Genomic DNA, 15,395 nt, shown 5'->3' on the forward strand with positions numbered 1-15,395 from the left:
CACGGAAGGTTGCTCGCATGTCCGACGACAGCAAGCTCGTTGACTACCTCAAGTGGGTCACGGCCGACCTGCACGAGACCCGCCGCCGCCTGGAAGAGGTGGAATCGGGCCGGCAGGAGCCGATCGCGATCGTCGGCATGGCGTGCCGCCTGCCCGGCGGCGTGCACGGCCCGGACGCGCTGTGGCGGCTGGTCGACGAGGGTCGCGACGGCATCACCCCGTTCCCGGACGACCGCGGCTGGGACGTGGCAGCGCTGGTCGGCGGGGGCGGCAGCGCCACCGGCGAGGGCGGCTTCATCGCCGCGGGCGACTTCGACGCCGCCTTCTTCGGCATCTCGCCGCGCGAGGCGGTCGCCATGGACCCGCAGCAGCGGCTGCTGCTGGAGACCAGCTGGGAGGCGTTCGAGCACGCCGGCATCGACCCGGCGAGCCTGCGCGGCACCCGCACCGGCGTGTTCACCGGCGCGTCCGGCGTCGACTACATCGGCGTGGTGATGGGCTCCCGCGAGGACGCCGAGGGCCACGCCACCACCGGCCTCACCGCGAGCGTCATCTCCGGCCGGGTGTCATACGCCCTCGGGCTGGAGGGCCCCGCGCTGACGGTCGACACAGCGTGCTCGTCGTCGCTGGTCGCGCTGCACCTGGCCGCGCAGGCGCTGCGCAACGGCGAGTGCTCGCTCGCGCTGGCCGGCGGCGTCACCGTGATGGCGACCCCGATGGGCTTCTCCGGCTTCACCCGGCAGGGCGGCCTGGCCCCGGACGGGCGCTGCAAGGCGTTCGCCGACGCCGCGGACGGCACAGGCTGGGCCGAGGGCGTCGGTGTGCTGGTCGTCGAGAAGCTCTCCGACGCGAGGAGGAACGGCCACAACGTGCTGGCGGTGGTCCGGGGTTCGGCGGTCAACTCCGACGGCGCGTCCAACGGGCTGACCGCCCCGAACGGCCCGTCGCAGCAGCGCGTCATCCGCCAGGCCCTCGCGTCGGCCGGCCTGGCGGCACGGGACGTCGACGTGGTCGAGGCGCACGGCACCGGCACCACGCTCGGTGACCCGATCGAGGCGCAGGCGCTGCTCGCCACGTACGGGCAGGACCGTGCGACGCCGCTGTACCTGGGCTCGGTCAAGTCCAACATCGGGCACACCCAGGCGGCCGCCGGCGTGGCCGGGGTGATCAAGATGGTCATGGCGATGCGCCACCGCACCGTGCCGCGCACCCTGCACGTGGACGCGCCGACCTCCCACGTGGACTGGGAGGCGGGCGCGGTCCGGCTGCTCACCGAACCGCTGCCGTGGCCCGCGGCCGAACGCCCGGCCCGCGCCGGCGTCTCGTCGTTCGGCATCAGCGGCACCAACGCGCACGTCATCCTCGAGCAGGGTGACACCGCCGCGTACCGGCCGTCCCCGGCGCCCGCCGTCGCACCCTGGCCGGTCTCGGCCCGCAGCGAGGCGGCGCTGGACGAACAGATCGCCCGGCTGCGCGCGTGGGTCGCCGAGCGACCCGGGCTCTCCCCGGCCGACGTCGGCCGCTCCCTGGCCGTCTCCCGGGCCCGGATGCCGCACCGCGCCGTGCTCACCGGTGACACGGTCGTCCGCGGCGTCGCCGCCGGTCGCCGCCTCGGTGTGGTCTTCTCCGGCCAGGGCTCGCAGCGCGCCGGCATGGGCCGGGACCTGTACGAGCGGTTCCCGGTATACCGCGCGGCCTACGACGAGGTCGCCGCGCACCTCGGCGACCTCGACCGGGGCGACCTGGACCAGACCGGCACCGCGCAGCCGGCCATCTTCGCCGTCGAAGTCGCCCTCTACCGCCTCCTGGAATCCTGGGGGGTGCGCGCGGACGCGCTCGGCGGCCACTCCGTCGGTGAGATCACCGCCGCGCACGTCGCCGGCGTGCTCTCCCTGGCGGACGCCTGCACGCTCGTCGGCGCCCGGGCCCGGCTCATGCAGGCGCTGCCGGCCGGCGGCGCGATGATCGCCGTGCGGGCGCCGGAGAGCGACATCGACCTGCCCGAGGGCGTGTCGATCGCGGCCGTCAACGGCCCGGACTCCGTCGTCCTGTCCGGGCCCCAGGCAGCAGTCGAGGCCGCGGCGGGCCGCTTCGAGCGCACCCGGCGCCTGACCGTCAGCCACGCCTTCCACTCCGCGCTGATGGAGCCGATGCTGGCCGAGTTCGCCGCCGTCGTCCGCGGCCTCACCCTCAGCCCGCCGGACCGCGACCTGGTCTCCAACGTCACCGGGCGGATCGAGTCGGACCTGTTCACCGACCCGGACTACTGGGTGCGGCACGTCCGCGAGACCGTCCGGTTCGCCGACGGCGTGGCGGCGATGCGCGCCGGCGGCGTGGACGCGTTCCTGGAGGCCGGCCCCGACTCGGTCCTCGCATCACTGATCGAGGCGGACCTGGTGGTGCCGACCCTGCGCAGGGGCCGCGACGAGAACGAGTCGATGCTGGCCGCCGCGACCGCCCTGCACGTCGGCGGCGTCGACGTCGACTTCGCCGCCTGGTACCCGGACGCGGGCGCGGTGCCGCTGCCCACCTACGCGTTCGACCACGAGCGCTACTGGCCGCGCCCCGCCGTCGGCGGCGACGTCTCCGGTGCCGGCCTGGCCGCCGCACACCACCCGCTGCTCGGCGCGACCGTCTCGGTGGCCGACGCGGACGAGGTCATCCTCACCGGCCTGCTCGACCCGCGGGCACAACCCTGGCTCGCCGGCCGCGCCACCCTGCCCGGCGCCGCCTGGCTGGAAATCGCCATCCGCGCCGGCGACCAGGTCGGCTGCGACCACGTCCGCATCCTCGACCTCGACGCCGCGCTCGTGCTCGGGGACCGGCCGGTGGCGGTACAGGTCCGGGTGCACGCGCCGGACGCCGACGGCGCCCGCCGGATCACCATGCACGCCCGCGCCGACGGCGACAAGTGGTCGCGGCACGCCTCCGGCATCCTGGACAACGCGGCCGGCCGTCCAGCCGACCCGGCCGGCGAGGGCGCCGAGGTGTCGCTGCGCGAGGAGGACACCGCCGACGCCCAGAGCTACGGGTTGCACCCGGCACTGCTCACCGCGCTGTTCGACGACGACCTCGAGCCGGCCTCGTTCAGCGGTGTCGTCCTGCACTCGGCCGGCGCGAACACGCTGCACGCCCGGCTGCGGCGCGCCGGCGACCAGATCCGGATCGCGGCCGTCGACCCGGCCGACGCGCCGGTGCTCACCATCGACGCGGTCACCGTGCGCGCGCCCCTCGCCGTGGCGGACGGCCGCGCCTACCCCGGCTCCCTGCTCACCCTGCGGTGGGTGGCGCCGCAAACCGAACCGGTGCCCGGCCGCCCGCGGGAGACCGATCTTGCACTGGTTCGAGTCCACACCGGCGGTGACGGCGGCGTCGTCGCCCAGACGCACCGGCACACGGCGGTCACGCTGGACACGGTGCAGCGCCGGCTGGCCGGCCCGCGCGACGCGACGCTGGTCTTCGTCACCTGCGGCGCGACCACCGGCGCGGACCCGGCGGCCGCCGCGGTCTGGGGCCTGGTCCGATCGGCGCAGACGGAGAACCCCGGCCGGTTCGCCCTGCTGGACGCCGAGACGGACACCGAGGTGGACGCCGTCCTGCCGCTGTTGCCCGCCCTGATCGCCGCCGGCGACGAGCAGTTCGTGGTGCGTGACGGCGCACTGCGGGTGGGCCGGCTCGATCGCGTGCCCGCCGATGTCAGCACCGGCCCGTCCCCATGGGCCGGTGGCGGCACGGTCCTGATCACCGGCGGCACCGGTGGCCTCGGCTCCGAGCTGGCCCGTCATCTGGCGGCGAAGGGTGTCGATCTGGTACTGGCCAGCCGTCGCGGTCCGGACGCGCCCGGCGCGGATCAGCTGCCGGGCCGAGTCGTCGCCTGCGATCTCACCGACCGGGCCGCCGTCGATACGCTGGTAGCGGGCATCCCGGAGCTGAGCGCGGTGATCCATACCGCCGGTGTGCTGGACGACGCCGTCGTCACCTCGCTCAACCCGCAGCGTATGGACGCCGTGTTGGCGCCCAAGGTGGACGCCGCCTGGAACCTGCACGAGGCGACCCGGGACCGTGGCCTCGACGCGTTCGTGCTGTTCTCCTCGATCTCCGGCGTGATGGGCACCGCGGGGCAGGCCAACTACGCGGCCGGCAACGTCTTCCTGGACGCCCTCGCCGCGCACCGCCGCGCCGCCGGACTGCCCGCACAGTCCCTCGCGTGGTCCGCGTGGGCGCCCGGCGCCGGCATGACCGCGACGCTGGGCGACAACGACCTGAAGCGCGCCTCCTCCGGCATGCCGCCGCTCACCGTCGAGCAGGGACTCGCCCTCTTCGACGCCGCCACCACCGTCGATGAGCCGTACCTGGTGCCGGTCAGCCTGACCTCCACCGGCACGCGGCTGCCCGGCGATGTGCCCGCGGTCCTGCGCGGCCTGGTCCGCTCCGGGCGGCGCGCGGCCGCGACGAGCCCGGGCGGCGCGGCGACCATCGCCGGCATCACCCGGGAACTGCTGTCCCGTACCGGCGCCGAGCGTCACGCGTTCCTGCTGGGCCTGGTCCGCACCGAGGCCGCGGCCGTGCTCGGTCACGCGGCCGCGGCCGCGGTCGACGCCCGGCGCGAGTTCCGTGACCTCGGTTTCGACTCGCTCACCGCGGTCGAGCTGCGCAACCGACTGGCCGCCGTGAGCGGCCTGCGCCTGCCGGCCACCATGGTCTTCGACTACCCGACCCCGGAGGCCCTGGCCGGCTTCCTGCTCGGCGAACTGCTCGACGAGCGGCCGGCGGCGGACCTCCCCGGCCCGGCACCGGCCGGCGCCGGCGACGACGATCCGATCGTCATCGTCGGCATGGCCTGCCGGCTACCCGGCGGCGTCACCTCGCCGGACGAGCTGTGGGACCTGGTCGCCGGCGGCCGCGACGGGATCACCGGGTTCCCCGCGGACCGCGGCTGGGACCTGGCGACGCTGCGCGACGGTGGCGACGGCGGGCGCGGCCGCAGCGCCACCGGCCACGGCGGTTTCCTGGAGCGGGTGGCCGACTTCGACGCCGGCTTCTTCGGCATCTCGCCGCGCGAGGCCCTGGCCATGGACCCGCAGCAGCGCCTGCTGCTCGAGACGAGCTGGGAGGCGTTCGAGCACGCCGGCATCTCCCCGGCCGGCCTGCGCGGCAGCCAGACCGGCGTCTTCGCCGGCGCGGGCGGGCAGGACTACACGCAGCTGGTGATGAACTCGCGGGAGGACGTCGAGGGTCACGCCAGCACCGGCCTGGCCGCCAGCGTCGTCTCGGGCCGGGTCTCCTACGTGCTGGGTCTTGAGGGCCCGGCGGTGACCGTGGACACGGCGTGTTCGTCCTCGCTTGTCGCGTTGCACCTGGCCGCGCAGGCGCTGCGGGCGGGGGAGTGTGACCTGGCCCTGGCCGCCGGCGTCACGGTGATGTCCACGCCGATGGGCTTCTCCGGCTTCACCAAGCAGGGCGGCCTGGCCGAGGACGGGCGCTGCAAGGCGTTCGCCGACGCCGCAGACGGCACCGGCTGGGCCGAGGGCGTCGGCGTGCTGGTGGTCGAGCGGCTCTCCGACGCGATCGCCAACGGTCACGAGATCCTCGCGGTGGTCCGTGGCAGCGCGGTCAACTCCGATGGCGCGTCCAACGGCCTGACCGCCCCGAACGGCCCGTCCCAGCAGCGGGTCATCCGCCGCGCCCTGCACGCCGCCCGGCTCGCCCCCGGCGACGTGGACGTGGTCGAGGGGCACGGCACCGGTACGACTCTGGGTGATCCGATCGAGGCGCAGGCGTTGCTGGCGACGTATGGCCGGGATCGGGAGGTTCCGCTGCTGTTGGGCGCGCTGAAGTCGAACATCGGGCACACGCAGGCGGCCTCGGGCGTGGCCGGGGTCATCAAGATGGTCATGGCGATGCGCCACGGTGTCGTTCCCCGAACGTTGCACGTGGACCGGCCGTCGACGCACGTGGACTGGTCGGCGGGCGCGGTGCGGTTGGTCACCGAACCGCTGCCGTGGCCGGTGGTGGATCGGCCGTGGCGTGCGGGTGTGTCGTCGTTCGGTATCTCCGGGACGAACGCGCACGTCATCATCGAGCAGGCGGCTCCGGCCGAGCTCGCGCCGGCCACGCCGGCACCCGGACCGGTCCCGCTGCCGGTCTCCGCGAAGTCGGCGCGCGCGCTCGACCTGCAGATCGAGCGGCTCCAGGCCTGGCTCGCCGCCCGGCCCGACGCCTCGCCCGCCGACCTGGGCCACTCCCTCGCGGTGACCCGGTCACCGTTCGCCCACCGGGCCGTGCTGACCGGCGACACGATCGTCCGCGGCGAGGCCGCGCCCCGACGCGTCGGCGTGATGTTCTCCGGTCAGGGTTCGCAGCGTGCCGGGATGGGCCGGGGCCTGTACGCCCGGTTCCCGGTGTTCGCGGCGGCGTTCGACGCGGCGGCCGCGTACCTGGGTGATGTCGACTGGGACGACCTGGATCAGACGGGTAATGCCCAGCCGGCGATCTTCGCGGTCGAGGTGGCTCTGTACCGGCTGTTGGAGTCGTGGGGTGTCCGGCCGGACGTTGTGGGTGGTCACTCGGTGGGCGAGATCGCGGCCGCGCACATCGCCGGGGTTCTCTCCCTGGAGGATGCGTGCACCCTCGTCACGGCGCGGGGCCGGTTGATGCAGGTGCTGCCCGCCGGTGGGGTGATGGTCGCGGTGCAGGCCGCGGAGGACGAGATCGTGCTGCCGGCCGGTGTGTCGATCGCGGCGGTGAACGGTCCGGACTCGGTGGTGTTGTCCGGCCTTGAGGAGCCGGTCATGACGCTGGCGTCGCGTTTCGAGCGGTCCAGGAAGCTCGCGGTGAGCCACGCGTTCCACTCGGCGCTGATGGATCCGATGCTTGCCGAATTCGCCGAGGTGGTGCGGGGGCTGGCCTGCCACGAGCCGGCGATTGCGATGGTGTCGACCGTGACCGGAGCGCCGGTCGAGCCCGGCCTGATCACGGACCCGGAGTATTGGGTGCGGCATGTGCGGGAGACGGTCCGGTTCGCCGACGGTGTGGCCGCGATGGGCGCGGACGCGGTGGTCGAGGTGGGCCCGGACTCGGTGCTCTCCGCGTTGATCGACGCCGAGCTGGTGGTGCCGACGCTGCGCCGTGATCGTGAAGAGGACGTCGCGTTGCTGGGTGCGGTGGCGGCGTTGTGGACCGCGGGTGTGGAGCTCGATCTGGGTGGCTGGTTCCCGGGTGCGCGGCGGGTGCCGCTGCCCACCTACGCCTTCGACCACCGGCGCTACTGGCCCGAGCCGCGCGAACGCCCCCGCGACGAGATGGACGCCGAGTTCTGGGCCACCGTCGAGAACGCCGACCTGCGCACCCTCGCCGACGCCATGGCCGTCGACACCGACGCCCTCGGCCGGGTGCTGCCCGCTCTCGCCACCTGGCGCCGCCACCGGCGCGACCAGTCCCTGCTCGACACGCTGCGCTTCCACGAGGCCTGGCGGCCGCTCGCCGGCCGCACCGCCGGATCCGCCGCCGGCGCCTGGATCGTCGTGGGCGACGCCGCCGACGTCGCCGCCGCGCTGGGCGGAACCAGCCTGACCCACCCGGCCGCCGACCGGGCGGCCCTCGCCGCCCAGCTGCGCGAGGTGACCGGCGAACCGGCCGGCATCGTCTCCGTGCTCGCCGCCGGCGACGATCCGGTCGGCGCCAACCTGGTGCTGCTCCAGGCCCTGCAGGACGCCGGCATCGCGGCCCCGCTGTGGTGCGTCACCCGCGAGGCCGCCGGTATCGGCGAAACCCCGGCCGACCCGGCGCAGGCGGCCGTGTGGGGCCTCGGCCGGGTCGCCGCCCTCGAATACCCGCAGCACTGGGGCGGCATGATCGACCTGCCCGCCACCCTCGACGACGCCTCCGCGGGACACCTGCGCGCGGCGCTCGCCGGCACCGACGGCGAGGACCAGCTCGCCGTGCGCCCGGACGGCGTGCTCGCCCGCCGCCTCACCCCGGCCCCGGCCGGGCCCGCCGACGCGGGCTGGCGTCCACGCGGCACCGTCCTGGTCACCGGCGGCACCGGCGGCCGCGGCTCGCACGTCGCCCGCTGGTTGGCCGAACACGGCGCCGCGAGGCTGGTGCTGCTCAGCCGCCGCGGACCCGGCGCACCCGGCGTGCCCGCCCTCGAGGCGGAGCTGCGGGCGCTGGGCGCCGACGTCCGCGTGATCGCGGGTGATGCCGGCGACCGGGACACGCTCGCCGCGCTGCTCGCCGAGCCCGGCCTGACCGCCGTGGTGCACGCCGCCTCCGACGTGGACGACGGTGTGCTCGGCGACCTCACCGCGGCGCGTTTCGCGGCGGTCGCCGCGGCCCGGGTGCGACCCGCGCTGCTGCTCGACGAGCTCACCGCCGGCCTCGACCTCGACGCGTTCGTGCTGTTCTCCTCGGTCGCCGGCAGCGTCGGCAGCCCCGGACGGGCCACCGGCGCAGCGGCCGGCGCCGCCCTCGACGCGATCGCGCAGCGCCGGCACGCCCGCGGCCTGCCGGCCACCTCGATGTCCTGGGGCGCCTGGATGGGCGAGCAGGACGGCCCCGCCGCGCGGGCCGGCACCCCGCTGCCCGCGGTGCACCCGGACCTGGCCGTCGCCGCGATGCGGCAGGCGGTCACCGCGGCCGAGCCCCTGCTGACCGTCCTCGACCTGGCGCAGGCCGACATCCTGGACTCGCTCGTCGGGCTCCGCGGCAACGCCGCGCTGCGCGAACTGCCGCGGGCCGGGGAGGCCGTCGAGGCCGCCATCGTGGCCCGCCTGCAGACCGCGACGGCGACCGGCCGGCTGCGCGAGCGGCTGCTGCCGATGGCCGCCGATGGCCGCGACGCCCTGGTGCTCGACCTGGTGCGTGCCGAGGCCGCCGCGGTGCTCGCGCACGGCTCACCGGAGGCGGTCGGCCCCAGGGCGGAGTTCCGCGACCTCGGCTTCGACTCGCTCACCGCGGTGGAGCTGCGCAACCGGCTCTCCGCCGTCACCGGGCTGCGGCTGAGCGCCACCATGGTCTACGACTACCCGACGCCGACCGCCCTGGCCGGGTACCTGCTCGCCGAGATCCTCGGCACGGAGCCGGAAGCGGTCGTCCCGCTCGGCGCGACCCGGGGCACCTCCGCCGATCCGATCGTCATCGTCGGCATGGCCTGCCGATTGCCCGGCGGCGTGCAGTCGCCGGACGACCTCTGGCGCCTGGTCGCGGGGGAGCGCGACGGCATCAGCGCGTTCCCCACCGACCGCGGCTGGGACCTGCACAAGCTGGCCGCCGGCGGCGCGGACGGCCAGGGCCGCAGCGCCTCGCTCGAGGGCGGCTTCCTGTCCGGCCTCGCCGACTTCGACGCGGCCTTCTTCGGCATCTCACCACGCGAGGCGATGGCCATGGACCCGCAGCAGCGCCTGCTGCTGGAGACCTCCTGGGAGGCGTTCGAGTCGGCCGGCATCGATCCCGCGACCCTGGCCGGCAGCCCGACCGGCGTCTTCATGGGCACCAACGGCCTGGACTACTCCACGCTCATCGCACAGTCCCGCGAGGACGTCGGCAGTCTCTCCGGCACCGGGCTGGCGAGCAGCGTCATCTCCGGCCGGCTGTCATACAACTTCGGGCTCGAGGGCCCGTCCTTCACCGTCGACACGGCCTGCTCGTCGTCGCTGGTGGCGCTGCACTCCGCCGTCGCGGCGCTGCGCAACTCCGAGTGCTCGCTGGCCCTCGCCGGCGGTGTCACCGTCATGGCCACGCCGGTCAGCTTCACCGGCTTCAGCGTCGACGGTGGCCTGTCCGCTGACGGGCGGTGCAAGTCCTACTCGGACGCGGCCGACGGCACCAGCTGGGCCGAGGGCGTCGGCGTGCTGGTCGTGGAGCGGCAGTCCGACGCCATCGCCAACGGCCACGAGATCCTCGCCGTCGTACGCGGCACCGCGGTCAACTCCGACGGCGCCTCGAACGGCATCACCGCCCCGAACGGCCCCTCCCAGCAGCGGGTCATCCGCCAGGCGCTCGCGTCGGCCGGCCTGACCTTCGCGGACGTGGACGTGGTCGAGGGACACGGCACCGGCACCCCGCTCGGCGACCCCATCGAGGCGCAGGCGCTGCTGGCCACGTACGGCCGGGACCGGGACGTTCCGCTGCTGCTCGGGTCGATCAAGTCGAACATCGGGCACACCCAGGCCGCGTCCGGCGTCGCCGGGATCATCAAGATGGTCATGGCGATGCGGCACGCGCTGGTGCCGCGCTCGCTGCACCTCGCCGAGCCGTCCTCGCACGTCGACTGGCAGGCGGGCAACATCCGGCTGCTGCGGGAGCCGGCCGCCTGGCCACACACCGACCGGCCGTGGCGCGCGGGCGTCTCCTCGTTCGGTATCTCCGGTACCAACACCCACGTGATCCTCGAGCAGGCGCCGGCCGCAGCTCCGGCGACTCCGGCGGCGGCAGCGGACATCAGGCCGGTGCCGCTGGTGGTGTCGGCCAGGTCCGGCCGCGCCCTTGACGCGCAGCTCGACCGGCTGCGCACCTGGCGCGACGAGCATCCGCACCAGGCGCCGGCCGACGTCGCGTTCTCGCTCACCGGCCGCACGCCGTTCGCGCGGCGTGCGGTCCTCGACGCCGACGGCACCGAGCTGGCCCGCGGCACCGCCGGCCCGCACCGGATCGGTGTGATGTTCTCCGGTCAGGGTTCGCAGCGTGCCGGGATGGGCCGGGGCCTGTATGAGCGGTTCCCCGGGTTCGCTGCGGCGTTCGACGCGGTGACCGCGCATCTGGGTGATGTCGACTGGGATGACCTGGACCAGACGGGTAACGCCCAGCCGGCGATTTTCGCGGTCGAGGTGGCTCTGTACCGGCTGTTGGAGTCGTGGGGTGTTCGGCCGGACATCGTGGGTGGTCATTCGGTGGGTGAGATCGCGGCTGCGCATGTCGCGGGCGTGCTGTCGCTGGAGGACGCGTGCGCGTTGGTCGCGGCGCGGGGCCGGTTGATGCAGGCGCTGCCCGCCGGCGGTGTGATGGTCGCGGTGCAGGCCGGGGAGGACGAGATCGATCTGCCGGCCGGTGTGTCGATCGCGGCGGTGAACGGCCCGGATTCGGTGGTGTTGTCGGGCCCGGAGGAGCCGGTCCTCGCGTATGCGGCCGGGTTCGAGCGGTCCCGGCGGTTGGCGGTCAGTCATGCGTTCCATTCGTCGTTGATGGATCCGATGTTGGATGCCTTCCGCGAGGTGGTGCGGGAGCTGACCTTCCGGGAGCCGGTCATCTCGATGGTGTCCACGATGACCGGGACGGTGGCGGATCAGGTGACCGACCCGGAGTACTGGGTGCGGCATGTGCGGGAGACGGTGCGGTTCGCCGACGGTGTGGCGGCGATGGGCGCGGACGCGGTGGTCGAGGTGGGCCCGGATGCGGTGCTCTCCTCGTTGATCGACGCCGAGCTGGTGGTGCCGACGCTGCGCCGTGATCGTGACGAGGACGTGGCGTTGCTGGGTGCGGTGGCGGCGTTGTGGACCGCGGGTGTGGAGCTCGATCTGGGTGCATGGTTCCCGGGTGCGCGGCGGGTGCCGCTGCCCACCTACGCCTTCGACCACGAACGCTTCTGGCCGCGCCCGCTCGCACACTCGGGCGACGTCGGCTCGGTCGGGCTCACCGCCGCCATGCACCCGCTGCTCGGCGCCGCAATGACCCTGGCCGACACCGGCGAGGTGGTCTTCACCGGGCTGCTGTCGCTGCGCGTGCACCCGTGGCTGGCCGACCACCGGGTCGCCGGGCAGGTCACGCTGCCCGGCTCCGCCTGGCTGGAGCTCGCGGTGCGGGCCGGAGACCAGGTCGGCGCGGAACGCGTACAGGATCTGGAGCTGCACGCGCCGCTGGCGATCGGCGGCTCCGCCGCCCTGCAGGTGCGCGTCGGCGCGCCCGACGCCTCCGGCGTGCGCACGGTGTCGATGCACTCGCGGCCGGAGAACGGCGACGACCCGTGGGTGCTTCACGCCCGGGGCAGCCTCGCCACCGGCCGGGACCGCATCGACTTCGAGGTGCCGGCCTGGCCGCCCCCGTACGCCACCGAGGCGGACCTGGACGGATTCCACGAGGTGCACGGCCACGGGCCGGCCTTCACCGGCCTGCGCGCGGTCTGGCTGCACGCTGACGAGGCGTACGCCGAGGTCGCCCTCCCCGAGCCGGTGGCCGGCGACGCGCAGTACTTCGGCGTCCACCCCGCCCTGCTCGCGTCGATCACCCACGTGACCGGGCTGCTCGGCCTCGACGACGAGCTTCAGCCGGGCCGCTGGGGCGGGGTCACCCTGCACGCGGCCGGCGCCACCACGCTGCGCGCCCGGATCGTGCGGCGGGGCGCCGACCGGGTCGAGATCGCCGCCGTGGACCCGACCGGCGCACCCGTGCTGTCGGTGCGGGAGCTCACCCTGCACCGGCCGCGCACCGTAGCGGCCGCCGCGCGGCTGCCGCTGTTCCGGATGGACTGGCCGGCCGTGGAGGCGCCGACCCCGTCGTCCGTCCGGCACGCCGTGCTCGGCGACTCGGTGGCCGAGCTGCCGTCCGACGTCGAGGTGGTCGTGGTGCCGGTGACCGGCGACCTGGCCGACGTGATCGCCTCCACCCACCGGGTGACCGGGCGGGTGCTCGACGCGGCACAGGCATTCCTCGCGGACACCCGGCTGATGAACGCCCGGATGCTGTTCGTCACCGACGGCGCAATCGCCGCCGACGAGGGCGAGCCGATCCGGGACGTGCCGGCCGCCGCGGTGTGGGGACTAGTCCGTTCCGCGTACGCGGAGAACCCCGACCGTTTCCTCATCGTGGACACCGCCGACCCGGCCGCGTTCCTGCCGCTGCTCGCAGGCGTCACCGCCGACGGCGACCAGCAGTTCGCGGTCCGCGGCGGCGTGGTGAGGGTGGGCCGGATGGCACGCCTCGCCTCGGCCGACGCCCTGCTGCCCCCGGCGGGCGGCGCCTGGCGGCTGGTCCGCCACGGTGACGACGTGGCGCTGACCCCGTGCCCCGAGGTGTGGGAGCCGCTGGACGCGTCCATGGTCCGCATCGACGTCTTCGCCGCGGCGCTGGGCCCGGCGCAGCAGGACACCGAGGGGCCGCTGGGCCGCACGGTGGCCGGCATCGTCACCGAGGTCGGCGCCGGCCGGTGCGGCTTCAACCCCGGCGACCGGGTGATGGGCCTGGTGGCCGGCGGCGTGGGCCCGATCGCGGTGGCCGACGCCGGTTCCCTGGTCGCGATGCCGCAGCAGTGGTCCTGGGCCGAGGCGGCGGCCGCCGCCACCGACCCGGATCCGGCCCGCCCGGCCGTCGTGAACGCCTGGGACGTGCGCCGGGCCCGCGCCGCGCTGCGCACGCCCGCGGCCGGCCCGCTGGTGCTGGAGATGCCCCGCCGCTGGCACCGGGAGGGCACCGTGCTGATCACCGGCGGCACCGGCGCGCTCGGCCGGCACTTCGCCCGCCGGCTTGTCGCCAACGGCGCACGCAACCTGCTGCTCACCAGCCGCCGCGGCCCGCACGCGCCGGGCGCGAGCGAGCTGGAGGCAGAGCTGGACGCGCTGGGCGCCTCGGTGCGGATCGTGGCCTGCGACCCGGCCGACCGGGAGCAGGCCGCCGCGCTCGTCGCCGGCATCCCGCCGACGCAGCCGCTCACCGCGGTCTTCAACATCGCCGGCGTGCTCGACGACGCGATCCTCACCTCGCTGACCCCGCGGCGGATGGAGCGGGTGCTGCGCCCCAAGGTGGACGCGGCGTGGAATCTGCACGAGCTGACCCGCGACATGGGCGTGGCCGCGTTCGTGTCGTTCTCCTCCGGCGCCGCCATGATGGGCAACCCCGGCCAGGGAAACTACGCCGCGGCGAACGCGTTCCTGGACGCGCTGGCGCACTACCGCCAGGGCGAGGGGCTGGCCGGCCTGACCCTCGCCTGGGGGCCGTGGGACGACACGGACGGCATGACCGGCGCGATGACCGACACCGACCTGCAGCGGATGCGGGCCAGCGGCATGCCGCCGCTGGGGGTGGACGAGGGCCTCGACCTGTACGACACGGCGATCGGCTCGTACAGCCCGTACGTCGCCCCGCTGGCCATGGTCTCGGGCCCCGCCGCCCCAGGTGCGTTCGTGCCGCCGCTGTTCCGCGGCCTGGTCCGGACGGCCCGCCGCGCCGCCGCCACCGCCGAGGCCGGCGGCGCGGCGCTGACCAGGCAGCTGTCCCGGCTGGACGGCGCCGACCGGGCCCGGATGCTGGTGGACATCGTGCGCACCGAGGCCGCCGCGGTGCTCGGGCACGCCACGTCCGACGCGGTCGACGCCGAGCGCAACTTCTACGAGCTGGGCTTCGACTCGCTGACCGCGGTGGAGCTGCGCAACCGGCTCAGCGTGGCCACCGGACTGCGGCTGCCCGCGACGGTCATCTTCGACAGCAAGACCCCGGCGGAACTGGCCGGCTGGATCCGCGCCGAGCTGGCCACCCAGGAGGGCGCCGACCCGGACCTGGCCGCGGCGGCCGGCGGCGAGCCGGAACGCGACTCGCTGGAGCGGCTGTTCCTGGACGCGCTCGCCGACGGCAAGGTGCGCGAGGCGCAGCGGATGCTGGCCACCCTCGCCGCGCTGCGCCCGGCCTTCGAGTACGCCTCGGAGCTTGAGGACCTGCCGCTGCCGGTGAACCTGGCCGAGGGCGCCGGCTCGCCGAAGCTGATCTGCATCCCCGCGCCGACCGCGAACTCCGGCCCGCACCAGTACTCCCGGCTGGCCGCGCACTTCCGCGGCGAGAGCGACGTGTCCGCGCTGCCGCTGATCGGCTTCGCCACCGGCGAGCGACTGCCGGACAACGCCGACGTCGCCGTGCGGGTGATCGCGGAGAGTGCGCTGAGGGCCAGCGACGGCAAGCCGTTCGTCCTGGTCGGACACTCCTCCGGCGGGTCGCTGGCGTACGCCGCGGCGGGCGTGCTGGAGAGCACCTGGGGCGTGCGGCCCAGCGCGGTCATCCTGCTGGACACGCTCAGCTTCCAGCACAACGACGACGAGGGCGTCGACTACGGCGGCATGATGCGGCTCAACTTCGCCGGCGGTGGCGACGCCGCCCCGGTGCGGCTGACCAACTCCCGGCTGTCCGCGATGGGCCGCTGGATGGTGCTGCTCAACCGGATGGAGGTCGCGCACACCACCGCGCCGGTGCTGTCCATCCGGTGTACCCGGGAAAGCGTCGCGGGCAGCGTCGCGGACCTCACCCCGATCGTCGACGGCGCGGTCGTCCGGCCGATCGACGCCGACCACCTGTCCCTGGTACGCGAGGACTCGAAGCAGACCGCCGCCCTGATGCTCCAGTGGCTGGGCGGCCTCGCGGACAAGCCTTAGGGAATTCCGCAGTGCAGATCTTGCAGAGTGGTCAGGCGGGGCCCGGCC

At 75.0% G+C, this 15,395-nt stretch carries 1 protein-coding gene; it reads left to right on the forward strand.

Translation table 11 applies throughout. The annotated features are described in order from the left end of the window. Positions 1–17: 17 nt before the first annotated feature. Positions 18–15,347, forward strand: coding sequence for a type I polyketide synthase (locus BJ971_RS41025; protein WP_184991850.1), 15,330 nt, complete (start codon positions 18–20; stop codon positions 15,345–15,347). The last annotated feature ends 48 nt before the right edge of the window (positions 15,348–15,395 follow it).

The organism is Amorphoplanes digitatis, from assembly GCF_014205335.1.
Classification (GTDB): Bacteria; Actinomycetota; Actinomycetes; order Mycobacteriales; family Micromonosporaceae; genus Actinoplanes; species Actinoplanes digitatus.